This is a genomic window from Psychromonas algarum, assembly GCF_004376845.1.
Classification (GTDB): Bacteria; Pseudomonadota; Gammaproteobacteria; order Enterobacterales; family Psychromonadaceae; genus Psychromonas.
Genome location: NZ_SNUW01000003.1, coordinates 217,079 through 236,749 on the forward strand (window position 1 = coordinate 217,079; position 19,671 = coordinate 236,749).

Here is a 19,671-nt window from a genome sequence, read left to right on the forward strand (position 1 = left end):
AATATAAGTAAATAATATGAATAGCTTGCTTAAAATACAACCTTTAAAATCATCAACTGATACACAACAACTTGCTAATTTAGTCGGTAGTAGCCAAAGCTTTGTTATTAATCAGTGTGCACAAGCTAATCCACAAAAATCACCATTAATTGTAATCGTTAATGACACTCCAAGCGCAATAAAATTGCATCAAGAGTTGCTTTTTTTTGCTGAAGGTAAGTTTGAAGTAAACCTATTTCCTGACTGGGAAACTTTACCTTATGATCATTTTTCTCCACATCAGGATATTATCTCCACACGTATCGAAACACTGTATCAATTACCCTCTATAAAAGAAGGTATTTTAATTGTTCCTGTGACGACTCTATTATTACGACTAGCACCACCAAGTTATTTAAAGCAACACACTTTAGTTGTTAAAACAGGGCAAAAGTTAGAACTACAACAACTCAGAGAGCAATTACAAGAAGCTGGCTACTATGCCGTTGAACAAGTTCAAGAGCATGGGGAATTTTGTGCTCGAGGTTCATTGTTAGATGTTTACCCGATGGCAAGTGATACGCCATACCGTATTGATTTTTTTGATGATGAAGTTGATTCTATTCGTCCCTTCGATACAGAAACACAACGCTCATTACCTACCATTAAACAAATTAAAATGTTGCCTGCACATGAATTTGCAACAGATAAACAAGCAATTCAGAATTTTAAATCTGCTTATAGCAACAAATTTCCAGCTAAAATATGCACTGGGCCAGACTCGATTTATCAGCAAATATCACAAACGAACTTACCTGCTGGTATTGAATATTATTTACCTCTTTTTTTTGATGAAACGGCAACGTTATTTGATTACTTCCCTAAACAAAGTCGTTTATGTGTTGTGGGTGATATCAATACCGCTATTGATAACTTCTGGAAAACTATAGAACACCGTTATGAAGAACGTGGTGTTGATCTATTACGTCCATTATTAAAACCTATTGAATTGTATTTAAGACAAGAGCAATGTTTCAAACGCTTAAATGAATTTCCAAAGTACCAATTACAACATGACTCTTTTGCGCAACCGAAACCTGGTAAAACAAACCTCCCCTTTACCACTTTACCTGACATAAAAATTCACCACAAAGATAAAACACCGCTTGCTAATATCGCTGACTTTATTAATAACTTTTCAGGAAAAATACTATTAAGTGTTGAATCAGCAGGCCGTAAAGAAGCTTTATTAACTTTATTAAGCCCTCTAAAATTATCAATTAAATCAGTTAATAACATCAGCGAATGTAGTAACAAAAAAGCTAAAATATTTATTACCATTAGTCGCGTTGAACAAAGCTTCTTAATTATTGATAGTCAATTTGCTTTTATTACAGAAACTGAATTATTAGGCAGCAAAATAACTCAGCGTAGGCGCCAAAATAAAGATAATAATAATGAAGAAAACTCAGATCATATTGTCCGAAATTTAGCTGAATTAAAAGTAGGTCAACCGGTTGTCCATATTGATCATGGTGTTGCTCGTTATTTAGGCTTACAAACCATTGAAATATCTGGCAGTATCAATGAGTTTGTAACACTTGAATATTTACGTGGTGATAAATTATATGTACCTGTCACCTCATTGCATTTAATTGGTCGTTATAGTGGCAGTGATGTAGAAACAGCCCCCATCAGTAAATTAGGTAATGACACTTGGGCAAAAGCTAAAAAACGTGCAGCAGAAAAAGTGCGTGACGTAGCTGCTGAATTACTTGAGATTTATGCTCAACGAGCAGCTAAAAAAGGTTTTAGGTATAAATTAAATAAAGAAAATTATGCCGTTTTTAGTAACGACTTCCCCTTTGAAGAAACTCATGATCAAGCTCTTTCTATTAATGCTGTTATTTCAGATATGTGCTCATCACAACCTATGGATCGATTAGTTTGTGGTGATGTAGGTTTTGGTAAAACTGAAGTGGCCATGCGTGCTGCATTTATGGCAACAGATAATGCCCGCCAAGTAGCTTTATTAGTACCAACTACATTACTTGCACAGCAACACTTTGAAAATTTCCGAGATCGATTTGCAAATTGGCCGGTACGCATTGAAGTCTTATCTCGTTTTAAAACAGCCAAAGAGCAAAAGCTAATTTTACAAGAAGCAGCTGAAGGGAAAATAGATATCCTTATTGGTACTCATAAATTATTAAGCGATGGTATTCAATTTTCTGATTTAGGATTATTAATTATCGATGAAGAACATCGTTTTGGTGTGCGACAAAAAGAAAAAATTAAACGCCTTCGTGCACAAATTGATATTTTAACATTAACGGCAACACCTATTCCTCGTACTTTAAATATGTCCATGAATGGTATGCGTGATCTATCAATTATCGCTTCACCTCCAGCAAAACGACTAGCAGTAAAAACTTTTGTTGAACAGCGTAGTGATCAAACCATCAGTGATGCAATCACTCGTGAAATTATGCGAGGAGGACAAGTCTACTTTTTACATAATAATGTTGAAACTATTGAAAAAGCAGCTGCTGACTTACAGGTTTTATTACCACAAGCAAGAATTGCTACCGCACACGGTCAAATGAATGAACAGCAATTAGAACGTATCATGTCTGATTTTTATCATCAGCGTCAAAACGTACTGGTTTGTACCACTATTATTGAAACAGGTATCGATATACCAACAGCAAATACCATCATTATTAATCGTGCCGATCATTTAGGTTTAGCTCAACTGCACCAATTACGTGGACGTGTTGGGCGTTCTCATCATCAAGCTTATGCTTATTTATTAACACCCACACCCAAACTAATGACCAAAGATGCTAAAAAACGTCTACAAGCAATTGGCTCTTTAGATACATTAGGTGCAGGTTTTACCTTAGCAACTCACGATCTCGAAATTCGTGGTGCAGGTGAATTATTAGGAGATGAGCAGTCAGGACAAATCACTAGTATTGGTTTTAATCTGTACATGGATATGCTGAATCAAGCAGTTGATGCGCTACGTAATGGTCAAGAGCCAAGTTTAGAACACCTACTATCAACTCAAGCGGAAGTAGAGTTGCGCATACCCGCGTTAATACCAGATGATTATATTCCCGATGTTAATATGCGATTGTCTTTATACAAGCGCATTGCCAACAGTAAAAACAATAATGACCTCAATGAAATTCAAGTAGAATTAATTGACCGATTTGGTTTATTACCTAATTCAGCTAAAAACTTGATCGCAGTCACCTCTATTAAGCAGCGTTGTAGCAAATTAGGTATTGCCAGAATTGAAGCTCATGCATTAGGTGGTGCAGTTACTTTTACTGAACATTCACAAGTAGATCCCATGTTTCTTGTTTCGTTACTGCAAAGCCAATCAAATACCTTTAAACTAGACGGACCAAGTAAACTGAAATTTACTATCGGCCTTGAAAACAGTGCTGAACGTCTAAATTGGTTGAAACAATTGCTTGATAGCTTTAAATTACACCTTATTAAATAATTTAGGAAAGGATACCCTTTTGAATTGTCGTTATATTTTACCATTACTGATCGCAGTAACATGCTCTCTTAATGCACATGCAGCATCTGGCCGTTGGTTCGAGGTTGAATTATTAGTTTTCAAACGAAATGTTGATGTTAAAGATATTAGCGAACAATTAGATCAAAAAAACGTTTATTTAAAACAGCGTGAGCGTCTAGAAGTATTTAAAGCTAAGCAAGCAACTGATTGTTTAAAAGATCAGCCTTGTTTACATGAGCAAAATCCAGTTAACATTACTAATAATGAAATAGTAAAAGGTGGACATCGAATACAACGATTAGATAGTTCTCATTTACATTTCAAAAATCAGCTTAACAAACTGGAAAAGCATGAACTATTTGAACCATTAATGCATGTGGCATGGCGTATGCCAGTACAAAATAAAAGAATAGCATTACCAATCCATTTATTTGCAGGCCAAAATTATGCATTAGATTTACATAAAGCCGAAATAAAAAAACAAAAAGAGCGTGAAGCAGAATTAGCAAAACAAACAGGTAACAAAAAAGTTGCTCCTACACTTCAAGAAACACCAGAAAAAGCTAAAACAGATAAATTAGATGTGTTGGCTGCATTACAAAAAGAAAAAACAATTCAAGACTTATACGAAATTGATGGTAATTTACTGATTTACGTAGAGCGTTATTTGTTTGTTGATAGTCAACTAGTGGTAAGAACTGAAACTGAAAAAGAAGTGTCTTCTAAGCAAGCAGTCTTAGCAAATACTCAATCCCAAGAACAAAAAAATAACGATAAAGCTCAACAGCCAAACACGGTTGAAGTTATCGATCAACAACCTGTTGAGCAGGCAGATGTTGAAACTAAAACCGTCATAACAGAAACATTATTTGATCAGAATAGACGTTTACGAAGTGGTGAAATACATTATTTTGATCACCCTCTTTTTGGCATGATCATTCAAATCAGAAAAATTCCATAGAATACATAAATGTCAGAATGATATATTTATAAATAAAAAAGGAAGCAATTAAGCTTCCTTTTTTGTTTTGATAGTAGAAATAACTAAATTATAATTTTCTTGTTTCCCAAAGCTGTTTGGCTTTTTCTAATACATCACTCTGTGAATGCTCTGGATGCATTTGTTTTAACACCATTGCAACGGTTGTGATCACTGCAGCATCGCCATACTCATCAACAATTTCTTTATTCCAAACTTTCAGTAAATATTCAGCAGATACTTCTGTATGTGATCCAGAAAAGTCCTCTAAATAAGTTGGCCAATCTTGCTCAACATATTGCGCTTTTCCATCAACTTGAACAACACCACAAGCCAGTGTCGAAACACGAGGATTCACTTCGCTTTCTCCACCCTCGCCTTTAAAAGCAATGACACTATATTCCTTATTTAATACTGCTGCTTGGGCATGGATTTTTTCGTAACTTTTATGAAAAACACCATGAATACTATAAGGTGCAGCACTTGGATTAATGCTTCTAGCAACTGTATTTAATGGCGTTCTCAAACCTACTTGTTCTCGTAATGCTAAAAGCTCAATTAACTCAGGGCAATAAGAGGAGAGAGGTATATAAACCAAGGCATCTTTTTGCAAAGCTGCTTGAGCACTTTCAGGTGTATCAGCAATAGATATATTTAATAATGGACATGCAGATTCAACTTGATATTTGATTAAATCAACACTCATGTGTCCGTGCAATAAAATTTTAACACCATCTGCAGCCAATACTTTTGCCGCTAATAATAACCATGGTGGTTGTCTTTTTTTACCCGCAAAACAAGGCCAATCAAGATCCGTTGTTAATGCCTTCCATTCGGGAGAAACTTTAGTGCGTAATGCTTTAATGTACCCAGCAGCTTCTTCAGGAGTTTCACAGCGCACTCGTTGTAACATTAACAAAACAGCCATTTGTAATAAACTGGCATCACCATTTAAATAATCAGTTAAAGCTTGTTCTGCTTCACTCATTGTTAATGGACGTCGTCCTTTCTCCCCACGACCAGTTAATTTGATATATTCACTAAACATAAAAACTCCTTTTAAAGCATCTATTCATAAGCAAAAAGAACGACCACATAAAACTAATCAGTCAATCTTAAGCTAAATTATTAAATATGTGGGTGTAATTGAGTTGCTAAGCAATCAACAATTGCAATGGGGTTTGATAATAATAACATTTCAGGATCATGCACACCGTAACTCACACCTAAACTTTTTACACCTGCATTAGTTGCCATGTCTAAATCATAACTAGAATCCCCCACCATCAAAGTATCCGATGAAGCTATGTTTAATTTATCTAAGAGTAGATTAATCATCAATGGATCTGGTTTAGAATTAGCTTCGTCAGCACAAATAGTGGCAGCAAAAAGAGTGCTTGTATTGGTTATTTGTAACATACTATCTAAGCCATTTCGCCCTTTTCCTGTCGCTACAGCAAGCGTATATCCTTTGGCTTTCAAATCAATTAACAATTCAAAAATACCGTCATATAAAGGAGTGTTAAGGTGTTGATGAAGGAGGTATTGCTCTCGATATGCTTCGACCAAATCCTGTTGTTGTGATAATGACAAATCAGGAAATAATTGCTGCATCGCTTTAAGCAAACTCAACCCCACAATATTTTTAACGGCTTGTGCGGTTGGTATTGTTTGTTTTTGTTGTTGTGCTGCTTGTTGCATACATAATACGATTTTATCAACGGAATCCATTAACGTTCCATCCCAATCAAAAATAATCAGTTTATATTTCATATTAACTTCGCTGTAATTTTGTTAACAGTTCCTCTAGACGAGGGCAAAGAGGCGCACTGACTGTCATATTCTTTTCTAATACAGGGTGGAAAAAAGTAATATGAGCCGCATGTAAAAATAAACGGTTTAAGCCTAATGCTTTCATCGATGCATCAAATGCATTATCACCATAACGCTCATCACAGGCGATATTGTGACCTTTACATGCAGTATGAACACGTATTTGATGTGTTCGTCCAGTTACCGGACTTGCTTCAACTAACGTTGCTCCTTCATAACGCTGAATAATTTTAAAACGTGTTTCAGACTCTTTACCGAGCGGGCTCACTTTAACCACTGAATCTTGCGCATTTTTTAACAGCGGTTCACGTATCGAACGATCTCGTTTATCCCACTGCCCTTTCACTAAAGCAAAATATTGCTTCTTCATTGTTTTTTGGCGAAGTTGTTCGTGTAAAGCTCGTAACATGCTACGTTTTTTAGCAATTAATAAACAACCTGAGGTCGCTTTATCTAAACGATGTACTAATTCTAAAAATCGGGCGTCAGGGCGTAATGCTCTAAGGCCTTCAATAGCACCAAAATCTAAACCACTGCCACCATGAACGGCGATACCAGAAGGTTTATTTAGAATGATCAAAGCATCATCTTCATAAACAATGGCTGATTCTAAATTTTTAATACTATTTAATTTAGGAGATGGTAACGCATTTTCAGGATCAACTTTAACAGGAGGAATGCGCACACTGTCGCCTACCTGTAATTTATAATCAGGTTTAATGCGTTTTTTATTAACTCGAACCTCTCCCTTACGCACTATTCTGTAGATCATGCTTTTAGGCACGCCCTTAAGATGTAAACGAAGAAAGTTGTCGATACGTTGTTGTGCATTTTCTTGAGCAATGTCAATAATGCGTACTGAGTGATTTATCTGTTCCATTCGTTAAGTTTATCACGCCTAATCCAGATAATATGTAAAAACTTTGTTGCTTGTAAGCCGTTATAAGTGCGACAATAACAAAGTTAATGCCTCGCAATTAAAAACAAAGAAATTGCTGGTAGGCATGGCACTGATTAAAAGCAAATTAAATGATTAGAATGTAACGCTGAAGTGTTAAATCATCTCTGATTTAGCACTTTTGTAGCCGCTTTTTAACGCACCTCAGAATACTTCCAGTCGAGAGATTGTAAAACCAGACATGGGGTCAAGCATGCAAAAAACAGTTAGTACATATAAAAATAACGAAAAAAATAAAACAAGAGTTCACAAATGAAAAGAATGTTAATCAACGCAACTCAAGCAGAAGAGTTGCGTGTAGCCCTAGTTGATGGGCAAAAGCTGTATGATCTTGATATTGAAAGTCCTGGTCACGAACAAAAGAAAGCGAATATTTATAAAGGTAAAATCACACGTGTAGAAGCAAGCTTAGAAGCTGCATTTGTAGATTATGGTGCAGAACGTCACGGATTTTTACCATTAAAAGAAATTGCCCGTAATTATTTTCCAGAAGGATACTCATTTAAAGGCCGCCCTAACATCAAAGATGTTATTAAAGAAGGCCAAGAAGTTATTATTCAAATTGAAAAAGAAGAGCGTGGTAATAAAGGTGCAGCATTAACTACCTTCATCAGTTTAGCTGGTAGCTACCTTGTATTAATGCCAAACAACCCTCGTGCAGGTGGTATTTCACGCCGTATTGAAGGCGATGACCGTACTGAATTAAAAGCTGCATTATCAAGTCTTAAATTACCTAATGGTATGGGACTAATTGTACGTACTGCTGGTGTAGGCAAATCAGCGGAAGAATTAGAATGGGATTTAAATGTATTAGTTAATCATTGGCAAGCCATTGATCAAGCATCAAAAACTAAATCAGCTCCTTTCTTAATCCACCGTGAAAGTAATGTTATTGTTCGCTCTATTCGTGATTATTTACGCCGAGACATTGGTGAGATTGTCATTGACCACGCAAAAACTTACGAACAGGCAAAAAACCATATTGAAATGGTTCGCCCGGATTATGTAAATCGTCTTAAATTATACCAAGGTGAAATCCCACTATTTACACATTATCAAGTTGAAAGCCAAATTGAATCAGCTTTCCAACGCGAAGTTCGTTTACCTTCAGGTGGTTCAATCGTTATTGATCCAACAGAGGCATTAACTTCAATTGATATTAACTCCGCTCGTGCTACACGTGGTGGTGATATTGAAGAAACAGCTTTCAATACTAACTTAGAAGCAGCAGAAGAAATTGCACGTCAATTACGTTTACGTGATTTAGGTGGTTTAGTGGTCATCGATTTCATCGATATGACACCTGCTCGCCATCAACGTGAAGTTGAAAATAGAATGCGCGAATCTGTACGCCAAGATAGAGCTCGTATTCAATTAGGCCGTATCTCTCGTTTTGGTTTAATGGAGATGTCACGCCAACGTATTCGTCCTTCTTTAGGAGAATCAGCATCACGTGTTTGTCCGCGCTGTCATGGTCAAGGTACTATTCGTGATAATGATTCACTTTCTCTTGCTATTCTACGTTTAATTGAAGAAGAAGGTTTAAAAGAGAACACAGCACAAATCCAAGCTCGCGTTCCAGTTGCTGTTGCAGCTTATTTACTTAATGAAAAACGCAAAGCTGTTGCTAAGATTGAAAATCGTCATAACTGTGAAGTTTATATTGTGCCTGACGCAAACTTACTGACTCCGCACTTTGAAATCAAACGTACTCGTAAAGACGGTAAAGAAGACATCAATTATGATGCGCTTGAGAAACAACATACTGTTTATGTGCCTAATATTGCACAAAAAGAAAGTGAAGAAATTGAAGAGCCTGTTTTAAGTGGTTTCAGTGCACCTAAAGAAACAACTAAGACAGAAAAGAACAAATCAACTGCGAAAAAAGCTGAAAAGCCAACTTCAATGTTGACAAAATTAGTTCAATCAATTGTTAAATTCTTTAGTGATGACTCAAAAGTTGAAGTTGAAAAGAAAGCACCTCAAAAACCTCAACCTAAAAGAGATGAGAACCGCAAACCACGTAACCCGCGTAATGCCAAAGGTAATCAGAACAGAAATCGCAATAATCGTTCAGAAAAAGCTGCTGAAGGTGCTAATGAGCGTCGTCCTAACAATCGTAAAACAGCTGAGCGTAAAGCAACACCACAAGCGAAGAAATACGACAATGAAGCAAAACCTTCAACAGCTAATAATGAAGAAGTTATTGTTGCACGTCGTAAACGTCGTAATATGCGTAAAAAAGTGCGTGTTCAACAACCTGAGGCCGTTGTAGAAAAGAACACAACAACACCTATTGCCGAAACAGAAACTAAAGTAGTCACTGAAAATAAAAAACCAGTAACTAAAGCTGAACCTAAGGTAGTAGAAGATAAAGTCAAAAAAGTAGAAAAAATAGAAAAAGTAACAGAGCCTACTTTAACCACAGAAACTGCTGATACAAATAGTGAAAATAAAGTAACTGCTAATGAGCAAGAAGCTTATCAACCTGTTTCAATTCCGAACCGCCGCTCTCGTTATTTACGTAACAACGGACAACGCAATAAAAAACGTGATGATAATGTTGAGCAAGCTGAAGCAGTTGCAACTCGCTATCCAGAAACAGCTCAACCAACTGAAGTTGAAGTACAAGCAATAGCACCAACAGCAAAACTTGTTGAGCAAGTTGCAGAAGCACCTCAGCAACAAGCTGAAAAGCGTGTTTCAAATACTGAGACAACAATAGCAGAGCAAATTTTACCTACTGTAGAAACAACAACGGCTGAAGTTAAAGTAGAGGAAGTATCTCCTGTCATTGAACCAGTTAAAGTTACTGAAGCAAAAACGGTACCAACTGAAGCTAAGGTTGAAGAGCCTAAAGTTGAGATTGTTACACCAGAAAAGATAACGGTTGCTGATGAAGTGATTAAGACTGCAAGCAATACTCCAGTAACAGAATATGGCACTGTCAGTATTGCTAAAGGTAAATCAACATCAAAAACAGTTAAAACAGTTTCTGATCCTCTTGATTTATCTAAAGAGCTTAACATTGTTGCTGCAACTGAGCGTCAATCAATTATTAAAGCAACACAGCAAGCAGGTAGTTCATTTGCAAGTAATCATGCAAGTAGTGAAATGGTAAAAACTTCACTATAATGTGAAGCCTAAGCCTATCAATAAAAACGGATATTCCAATGGAACATCCGTTTTTTTTTACTGAAATTTTCACCTCAAAAGTTTAGTATTAACAATATTTTATTAATGATCAGTTAGTGTGGTTGATGAATACCACTGACTAACCTTTTTTATAATTCAAGGTAACTATATGAGCGAAGCGATACATAACAAATTATTGATTTTAGGATCTGGTCCTGCTGGGTATACAGCGGCTGTATATGCTGCACGTGCAAATCTTAAACCAGTATTGATTACAGGTATGCAACAAGGCGGGCAGCTAACTACGACAACAGAAGTGGAAAACTGGCCAGGTGGTGGTGCTGATATGACAGGCCCTGGTTTAATGGAAAGCATGAAAGAACATGCTTTACGTTTTGATACTAAAATTATCTTTGATCATATTAATGAAGTTGAATTAACTAAACCTCCTTTTACTCTTAAAGGTGATACTGGAACTTATACTTGTGATGCATTAATTATCGCAACAGGTGCTTCAGCACGTTACTTAGGGCTTGACTCTGAAGAAGCTTTTAAAGGCCGTGGTGTTTCTGCATGTGCAACTTGTGATGGCTTTTTCTATCGTAACCAAAAAGTAGCTGTTGTAGGCGGTGGTAATACTGCTGTTGAAGAAGCACTTTACTTATCTAATATTGCATCTGAAGTACATTTAGTTCATCGCCGCACTGAATTTAGATCAGAGAAAATTCTATTAGACCGCTTAAACGAAAAAGTTGAGAACGGTAATATCATATTGCACACTGATCGTACATTAGATGAAGTTTTAGGTGACGATATGGGAGTAACTGGATTACGCCTTAAAGATACCTTATCGGATAAAACTGAAGAAATTGATGTAATGGGTGTTTTCATTGCTATCGGCCATAAACCAAATACAGATATGTTTGTGGATCAATTAGAAATGAATCATGGTTACCTTAAAGTGCAAACAGGTAGCGAAGGCAACGCAACACAAACCTCTATAAAGGGTGTATTTGCAGCAGGTGATGTATCTGACCATATTTATCGTCAAGCAATTACATCAGCAGGAACAGGTTGTATGGCAGCATTAGATGCAGAAAGATACTTAGATAATTTATAATCAAATAACTAAAAACAAAAAAGACTGCAATAGCAGTCTTTTTTATAGGTTAAATAAATTGATGATTAAAATTAAATTTCAACACCAACTTGATCTCCACCATTATTTTTAGCTACTTTTAACGCTGCTTCAACTTTACTCACTAACATCTTCATTGTATTTAATTCACTTGGAAAAATGTTTGATAAGCCGATACTCATCGTAAAGATCTTTTTAACTGGTGATGCAGCATTCTCTAGTTTTAATTCTTGCAACGTGGTTTTTATCATTTCAGATACTTTTAACCCTTTCGTTGCGTTACCACCATGAATAATAACTGAAAAACGCGCGCCCTTCTGATAAGCCATGAAACAACCAATAGCATCGCATTTTTTCTTCAAAGCACCCGCAACTGTTAACAACAATTTATCAGCAGTTTTTTCACCATGATGTTGACTATATTCAGTGAAGTGATCTAATTCACAAGTAAACATTGATAATAATTCTTCATCTCGACTTGATTCTTTCCAGATGCTAGAAAAATGCAGTTCAAAATCTGAATTATTATTAATCCCCTGCTTTTTCATCATTTGGGCTAAATTAAGCTTATTCGACTCAGCGGTTTCTTCTACCACTACTTTTTCATTAACAACACGTTGCGAACGATTGTTGCGCAGGTTTAAATTACCAGAGACCTGATTACAACCTGACATTTTAGCAATAGATAAAGCAGAAGTAGCTTGTTTTACTTCAACTTGCATGGATGTTGGATAAACACTAGAAAGGCCAATACTTAATGTGACGATATCAGCTACTTCAGAATATTTATGCTCTGTATTAGATTTTTCAACAGCAGAACGAAGCTTTTCAGCAATTTCATGAGCAGATTCAGCAGTTTTCCCTTTTACTAAGATACCAAACTCATTACCTTTGTAACGAGCTAAATAAGCGCCGTGCTCTTCACATACGGTTTTAAGGGCTAATGCAACCACTAATAACATGAAAGAAGACGCTTGATGCCCATAATTTTCATTATATTCATCAAAGAAGTCTATCTCACAAATTAGAACTGATAACAACTCTAAATCATCACTTGCTTCGCTCCACAATTGAGCATACTTACTATCAAAGTTATCTCGATCAGCAATATTCATTTGCTGCATAACTTGCTCAAATGCAGACAACTCTGAAGTTGGTTTTTCTTCAGGTTGCTGATATTTTTTAATACATACAACTCCTTCTGCATCAACACTTTTTTTAGTGTCTACATTGAAGTTCTTGTTGATTGCATCTGCTCGATTACCATGTGCCATAGTATATCCTCGATCCCACTGTTGTTAATCTGATTAACAATTGATTCCATTCATTAACGAACGAATATTATTATAATAACTTAGTTCTGGGTCGTTCTGCTTATCCGGAACCAAGGTTATTTATTATTCTAGAAGAATGGGTCCATATCATACATACCCACTGCTTGCTTTTTCTTTTCTTCTTCAAGACGCTCTTCTTCTTCTAATCTAAGCTGTTTTTGCTTTTCTTTTTCTTTCTTTAATTCTTCTAACCTTAATGCTTCAGCTTTTTTCAATTCTTCTTCTTTTCTAAGCGCTTCTTCTTTTTTCAACGCTTCTTGTTGTAAAAGTTCATTGGCTAGTTCAGCTTCTTGCTGACTATTTGAAATACTACTCGATGATTCAAGCGTTGTATCTAGATGTCCAGAGACTTGATTGCGCCCAGCTAATTTTGCATTGGTTAATGCCCTACTTGCTTGTTTCATAACAACCTGCATAGAGGTTGGATAGAAACTTGAAACACCAATACTTAAAGTAACAATATTACTCACACTTGAAAACTTATGTTCCGTACGAGACTTTTCTACTGCGAAACGTAGCTTTTCAGCAATTTCATTGGCTGTTTCAATATCCCCACCTTTGATAAGGATACCAAATTCATCACCTCTATAACGACCTAAATAACAATCATGCTCTTCACATGTTGTTTTCAATGCTAAAGCAATAACTAGCAACATAAATGAAGCACCTTGATGCCCATAATTATCTACATAAGCCTTGAAAAAATCGATCTCACAAATCATTAGAGTTAACAATTCATTTTCATCACTTGCTTCGTTCCACAATTGAGTATATTTTTTATCGAAGCTTTTACGATCAGCAATATTCATTTGCTGCATTACTTGTTCAAATGCAGATGACTCAGAGCTTTGTTTTTCCTCTTGATGCTTACTTAAATGAACAACACCTTTGCCATCCTGCTCTTGTGTTGTGTCATTTTTATCTATCTCATCTGATTGATTTAGTTGCGCCATATTATTCCCTCAATCTAGCTTATTTACTTATCAAGTATTACTTATAGTAGCAATAGTCTTTTAACATAAAGGCCACTTAATTTTCACATATTTGAAGTACTATAATCTTTTCAATGCATAAGATCACCGAGTAGGGCAAAAGCAATATAAATAGTTTGCTGATCTTCACAAATTAGTGGTTCATTCGCGCTATAGTTTGACACGAGGTGATTCTCTGAGGTTAAAAATTTAGTAAATCACCACTTTATTAGTTCTTTATTAAGAATGATATTCACTACAAGCAAACAATGTATTTTCAATGAGTGTAGCAACTGTCATAGGACCAACACCACCAGGAACAGGTGAGATCCACCCAGCACGTTCTTTAGCGGTTTCAAATTCAACATCACCAGTTATTTTACCGTTATCTAAACGATTAATACCTACATCTAATACAATTGCCCCCTCACGGATCCATTCTCCAGGAATAAAATTAGCCTTACCTCGCGCAACAACTAATACTTGAGCTTGACGAACATGATGTTCTAGATCTTTAGTAAAACGATGGCAAGTTGTAGTCGTACAACCAGCTAATAGCAATTCTAAGGTCATAGGGCGACCAACAATATTTGATGCTCCAACAACAACGGCATGCATACCACGGATATCAACACCAATTGATTCGATCATCGAAATCATGCCACGTGGAGTACAAGATCTTAATAAAGGGATACGTTGCGCTAAACGACCTACATTATAAGGGTGGAATCCATCAACATCTTTACTAGGTTTGATACGTTCGATAACAGAGGTTTCATCTAAACCATCAGGCAATGGAAATTGCACCAAAATACCATCAATAGTATTGTCTTCGTTTAATTGATCAATTAACTTTAAAAGATCTTCTTGAGAAGTTGATTCTGGTAAATCAAAAGCTTTTGAGGTAAATCCAACCTTTTCACAGGTGCGGCGTTTACTTTGAACATATATTTGTGATGCAGGATCCCCTCCTACTAAAACAACAGCTAATCCAGGTACACGTAAACCTTTTTCCTTTCTAGCATTTACACTTTTAGTTACTTTATCGGTAATAGCAGCAGCAATCGCCTTTCCATCAATGATTTGAGCAGACATCAAACATTTCTCTTTTGAGTTAATAAAATTCTCTGCTATTGTCGCAAAAGTCACTTAAGATGTCACATTAAACATCAAAAACTTAATAACTTCGATGTAAGTTATAATAGATTAATATTAAACAACTTATATGATACATATCCGTACATAATTAATTCAACGATAAGTAAATATGCAGCACTCCTTTACATTAATGTTAAGACGATTAATTTCAGATTCTAATACACACTCAGGCTTCCGTGTATTAATTGCTATGGCCTGTACTTTTATTCCGGCAATATTAGATTTTAATTTATATTTTTTAGAACAATCCAACTTGTTAATTTCAACCTCGTTATGTTTAGGGGTGATGGCTTGTGCAATCGTGGAAGTTGATGAAAATACAAAAGACAGGTTAAAGTTTATTGTTACCGTTATTACTTGTTTTTTTATTGCTGCTTCAAGCGTTGAATTATTACTAGACTACCCCTTATTTTTTGCTATCGGTTTAGGGTTATCCAGTTTTGCTTTTATGATGCTATCTAACTTAGGAACGCATTACAGTAAAATTGGTTTTGGTGCCATATTAGTTGCAATTTATACCATGATTGGCCATCAAGATAATATTCCTTGGTTTGAACAACCTTTATTATTAGCTATTGGTGCGCTTTGGTATGGTTTATTTGCCATCACATGGTCACATTTAAGTCCAAACCGTTCAATTAGAGAGCAATTAGCACAACTATTTTTTGGATTGAGTCGATACCAATTACAAAAATCAGCCCTATTTGATGATCAAAAAGGTAACTCTCGACAAGGTATTATTGAAACAAGACAAAAATTAGCTGTATTAAATATAGGTATCATGGCTCGCTTAGAATCCTCTAAAAACATGATCAAAGGACAATTTCAAAGTAATAGGCGCCAACATGAATTAAGTTTATTAAATCAATATTATTTAATTGCAGAACAAATCCATGAACGTATTAGTGCTAGTCAGTATTTATATAGTCAACTTGAACATACTTTTGGCCGAAGTCATATCTTAGAAGGATTCCACCAGCTTTTATTACAAGTAAGTGATGATTGCCATATGGTCGGTGTCAGTATTAATGACAAAAAACCATGTCAACATTCTCGTCGCCTAAAATGGACCATCCACGCATTATCAGATCAATTATATTTATTAGAACAAAAGCTACAGTTGTTTGATAACAACCAAGAAGCAATGCAAGCTTTGCAAGCTATTTACGATAATATAAGCGGTATTAATAATTTGTTATTTTCTTTAACGAAAATCCATGAACAACTTCCCCCTATTATTGTAGATAACGAACAGCATCAAACTCATTCTTTTTGGGAAAAGATCAGCGCAGCTTATCGCGAAAAAAATGCCGTTTTTAAACATGCAATTCGTATTAGTATTTCTCTAGTATTTGCTTATTTGATCCAAAATGAATTCCAACTTCAAAATGGTTTCTGGATTTTATTAACCGTTTTATTTGTGTGTCAGCCAAGTTTTAGTGAGACTCGTAAACGTTTAATGCGTCGAAGCTTTGGTACACTTTTAGGAATAATGATCAGTTTTCCCGCTCTTTTATTTATCCAGAATGATGCTGTGCAAGTTGTGGTCATGATTTTAGCTGCATTCCTTTTCTTTACTTATGTCCGTACAAATTATGGCTTAGCCGTTGTTTTCATTACTCTATTTGTTATGTTGATTTCAGATATACAACGAGGCATTGGATTAGAGATTTTATCCTCTCGCATTTATGAAACCTTAGCGGGTTGTCTATTAAGCGTAATAGCAATTAGTTTTATATATCCTGACTGGCAATATAAACGCTTCCCCTCTTTAGCAAATGATCTTTTATTAAATAGCAGTCGATATTTCAAACAAATTGCACAGCAGTATCAATTCGGCCGTAGTGAATCAATGATATTTCGACAAACTCGTTTTGCTTCTTTTAAAGCCGATGCATTATTAACAACAGCATGGCAAAATATGCTATTCGAACCTCATTCTAAGCAACACCTTAAACGCGAAATTTATGGATTAGTGAATCGTTGCGATGCTCTAAATTGTTATATTGCGGCATTATCTTCACATCGTAGGAAAGTTGAATCAGAAGCAGATCTACACATTTTACAAAAACTCTTTGAAGTGACTTCACAGCAAATTCTATATACCTATAGACCTGAGTTAAAAGATTCAAACGATGAAATTGATGTTGAGTCATTTGTTCGTTATAAAAATACTATTTCTGATGACTCAAAATTAATTGTTGAGCAATTACGTTTAATCGCTTTTGCAGCATTAGATATCCAAGTGCTATTACAAGAAATTAACAGTAACAACACAGAATGACTGTTTTAGAATAGGAAAGCGATTCGTTTTAATATAGAATTTTGCGACCTTCAACTCGTCATTAATATAATAGAGGAAGTCGACTTGATATTTAATGGTCAAGAGATAGCAACAGACGCTCAAGGTTATTTACTAGATCCCACATTATGGGATGTTCAGTTAGCGACAGAGATTGCTCAATTAGAAGAAATAGAAATGACTGATGAGCATTGGCAAGTAGTCTATTTTGTTCGAGATTTTTATGAACAATTTAATACTTCTCCAGCTATCAGAGCATTAGTAAAAGCAATGCAAAACAAATACGGTGCAGACAAGATAAGTAGCCGTTATTTATATAAATTATTCCCAACTGGGCCAGCTAAACAAGCAACTAAAATTGCAGGTTTACCTAAACCGGCTCGCTGTATTTAAGTACTATATAAAGGAAATATACTATGCCGAAGGCAAGTGATATCAAAAAAAATACTGCTATTGAGTTTAACAATAGTGTCTACATCATCAAAGATATTGAGCGCTCAGTTCCACAAGGACGCGCAGGCGGAAGCTTATACCGTATGCGTATGTACGATGTAGTTTCTGGAGCAAAAACAGATGAAACATTTAAAGATAGCGACATGCTAACATTAGCTGACTTAATTCGCCGTAATGCAATGTTTTCATATGTTGATGGTGACGAATTAGTATTTATGGACAATGAAGATTACACACCATACAACTTAAATAAAGAAAGTATTGCTGATGAAGTGTTATTCATCGATGAAAATACACAAGGTTTACAAGTTGTTATTGTTGATGGTGCGCCAGTTGGCGTTGAATTACCAGCAAGTGTAGATTTAGAAATTATTGAAACCGACCCTTCAATCAAAGGTGGTTCAGCAACGGCTCGTACTAAACCCGCTATTTTATCAACCGGTTTAACAGTGCAAGTACCAGAGCATATTTCAACAGGTGATAAAATCCGAGTTAATACTGCTGAAAAGAAATTTATGGGTAGAGCGTAATATTCTCGGCAACCATTAATCCCAAAAGCCGATTATTTAATATCGGCTTTTTAATGCATATTCCACACAGCCACTCATCATGTCACTTTATTCGCACATTTAGGTGATTAACAACCATCATAATCACTTCATAGCAATGACATTAAGCATGTTATCTAAATTTTACGCAGAAAAATTTAATTCGAGGCGTAAATTTCATAAATGCTTGTTCCATTTATGAAATTTATAACAAACAAGTGAGTTGTTTTAACCAGTAAAATAGATCAGCTATTTATTGTGATTGGTATAATACACCTACAAAAAAAAATGTTTATTGAACACGACTCACACTGTTCAAGCACACTTACTAATTAGCGGTATGATTAAGATCAGCAACCTGTTATTTTAAACTAACAGTCTCCCCTACCAACGGATTTATTATGAACATATTATTTGAATATTTATTTAGAGTAGAAGTTTTTTTCTTGGTGTTAGTTGTGGTGATCTTAAAAAAATCAATTATATTTGTACCACAAAATCGTGCGTTTTTAATCGAACGTTTTGGTAAATACCAATCAACTCGAGAAGCAGGTTTAAACTTTCTTTTTCCTTTTATTGATCACATTGGTGCAGACCGTTCATTAAAAGAGCAAGCCGTAGATGTACCAAGCCAAAGTGCAATCACGAAAGATAATATCTCTTTAAGTGTTGATGGTGTCCTGTATTTCCGAGTATTAGACCCGTACAAAGCAACTTATGGTGTTGATGATTATGTATTTGCAGTGACACAATTAGCACAAACTACCATGCGTTCTGAATTAGGTAAGATGGAGCTAGATAAAACATTTGAAGAACGTGATGTGCTTAATACCAACATTGTTGCATCAATTAATGATGCCGCTGGTCCTTGGGGCATACAGGTTTTACGTTATGAGATAAAAGACATTGTTCCACCACAAACGGTAATGGAAGCAATGGAAACTCAAATGAAAGCAGAACGTATTAAACGAGCACAAATATTAGAATCTGAAGGTGATAGACAAGCAGCGATCAACGTCGCAGAAGGTCAAAAACGATCAGTTGTGCTTAATGCAGAAGCAGAAAAAGAAGAGCAAGTATTACGCGCTCAAGGTGAAGCAGAAGCGATTATTGCCGTCGCTCAAGCTCAAGCAGAATCGTTACGTATGGTTGGTGAAGCAGCGAATACTGTAGAAGGTCAAAAAGCAGTACAACTTGATTTAGCCACTAAAGCGATTCAAGCTAAAGCAGCAATTGCCAAAGAGTCTTCAGTTGTTCTTTTACCTGATAGCGGCAATGATGCTGCATCAATGGTTGCACAAGCGATGACCATTATCACTAGTTTAAATAAAAACAAAGGATAATA

14 protein-coding genes are annotated in these 19,671 nt (G+C 35.7%); 8 read left to right on the plus strand and 6 right to left on the minus strand.

From position 1 onward, the window contains the following. Window positions 1-16 precede the first annotated feature (16 nt). The gene (mfd, locus tag E2R68_RS03165) at window positions 17-3,496 is read left to right on the plus strand and encodes a transcription-repair coupling factor (protein ID WP_134276058.1); all 3,480 of its coding nucleotides are present in this window, start codon (window positions 17-19) and stop codon (window positions 3,494-3,496) included. A gap of 19 nt (window positions 3,497-3,515) precedes the next feature. Continuing rightward, window positions 3,516-4,478: a CsiV family protein gene (locus E2R68_RS03170; RefSeq protein ID WP_166738790.1), complete on the plus strand. Its 963-nt coding sequence runs from the start codon at window positions 3,516-3,518 to the stop codon at window positions 4,476-4,478. Window positions 4,479-4,566: 88 nt separating this feature from the next. Here E2R68_RS03170 and E2R68_RS03175 read toward each other — a convergent pair whose 3' ends face one another. From E2R68_RS03175 to rluC, 3 genes are all read right to left on the minus strand, one after another. Next, on the minus strand, window positions 4,567-5,544 hold the full coding sequence (locus E2R68_RS03175; protein WP_134276060.1) for a glycosyl transferase family protein: 978 nt from the start codon (window positions 5,542-5,544) through the stop codon (window positions 4,567-4,569). An 80-nt stretch (window positions 5,545-5,624) separates the two neighbouring features. Next, window positions 5,625-6,269, minus strand: coding sequence for an HAD-IA family hydrolase (locus E2R68_RS03180; RefSeq protein WP_134276061.1), 645 nt, complete (start codon window positions 6,267-6,269; stop codon window positions 5,625-5,627). A 1-nt stretch (window position 6,270) separates the two neighbouring features. Continuing rightward, entirely contained in the window at window positions 6,271-7,209 is a 939-nt protein-coding gene (gene rluC / locus E2R68_RS03185; RefSeq protein WP_134276062.1) for a 23S rRNA pseudouridine(955/2504/2580) synthase RluC, read from the minus strand. 330 nt (window positions 7,210-7,539) lie between these two features. On the opposite strand from rluC, the gene rne reads away from it, so the two are divergent. Next, on the plus strand, window positions 7,540-10,422 hold the full coding sequence (gene rne / locus E2R68_RS03190; RefSeq protein WP_134276063.1) for a ribonuclease E: 2,883 nt from the start codon (window positions 7,540-7,542) through the stop codon (window positions 10,420-10,422). Window positions 10,423-10,591: 169 nt separating this feature from the next. Beyond that, complete coding sequence (gene trxB / locus E2R68_RS03195; protein WP_134276064.1) at window positions 10,592-11,542, plus strand: thioredoxin-disulfide reductase; 951 nt, start codon at window positions 10,592-10,594, stop codon at window positions 11,540-11,542. 71 nt (window positions 11,543-11,613) lie between these two features. Here the strand turns inward: trxB and E2R68_RS03200 are convergent, their stop codons facing one another. The 3 genes from E2R68_RS03200 to folD form a co-directional block, all read right to left on the minus strand. Next, complete coding sequence (locus tag E2R68_RS03200) at window positions 11,614-12,834, minus strand: diguanylate cyclase domain-containing protein (RefSeq protein ID WP_134276065.1); 1,221 nt, start codon at window positions 12,832-12,834, stop codon at window positions 11,614-11,616. 128 nt (window positions 12,835-12,962) lie between these two features. Next, window positions 12,963-13,847 (minus strand): GGDEF domain-containing protein, encoded by an 885-nt coding sequence (locus tag E2R68_RS03205; RefSeq protein WP_134276066.1) that lies wholly within the window; start codon window positions 13,845-13,847, stop codon window positions 12,963-12,965. A 258-nt stretch (window positions 13,848-14,105) separates the two neighbouring features. Further along, complete coding sequence (gene folD / locus E2R68_RS03210; RefSeq protein WP_134276067.1) at window positions 14,106-14,960, minus strand: bifunctional methylenetetrahydrofolate dehydrogenase/methenyltetrahydrofolate cyclohydrolase FolD; 855 nt, start codon at window positions 14,958-14,960, stop codon at window positions 14,106-14,108. A gap of 172 nt (window positions 14,961-15,132) precedes the next feature. Between folD and E2R68_RS03215 the strand changes: the two genes are divergently transcribed. The 4 genes from E2R68_RS03215 to E2R68_RS03230 all read left to right on the plus strand — a co-directional run bounded on the left by E2R68_RS03215 (window position 15,133) and on the right by E2R68_RS03230 (window position 19,669). Continuing rightward, window positions 15,133-17,307: an FUSC family membrane protein gene (locus tag E2R68_RS03215; RefSeq protein WP_134276068.1), complete on the plus strand. Its 2,175-nt coding sequence runs from the start codon at window positions 15,133-15,135 to the stop codon at window positions 17,305-17,307. An 84-nt stretch (window positions 17,308-17,391) separates the two neighbouring features. Further along, the gene (locus E2R68_RS03220; protein ID WP_134276069.1) at window positions 17,392-17,718 is read left to right on the plus strand and encodes a TusE/DsrC/DsvC family sulfur relay protein; all 327 of its coding nucleotides are present in this window, start codon (window positions 17,392-17,394) and stop codon (window positions 17,716-17,718) included. Between the two features lie 23 nt (window positions 17,719-17,741). Beyond that, on the plus strand, window positions 17,742-18,308 hold the full coding sequence (gene efpL / locus E2R68_RS03225) for an elongation factor P-like protein EfpL (RefSeq protein WP_134276070.1): 567 nt from the start codon (window positions 17,742-17,744) through the stop codon (window positions 18,306-18,308). Between the two features lie 419 nt (window positions 18,309-18,727). Beyond that, window positions 18,728-19,669, plus strand: a complete 942-nt coding sequence (locus E2R68_RS03230) for an SPFH domain-containing protein (RefSeq protein WP_134276071.1) — start codon at window positions 18,728-18,730, stop codon at window positions 19,667-19,669. Window positions 19,670-19,671: the final 2 nt, after the last annotated feature.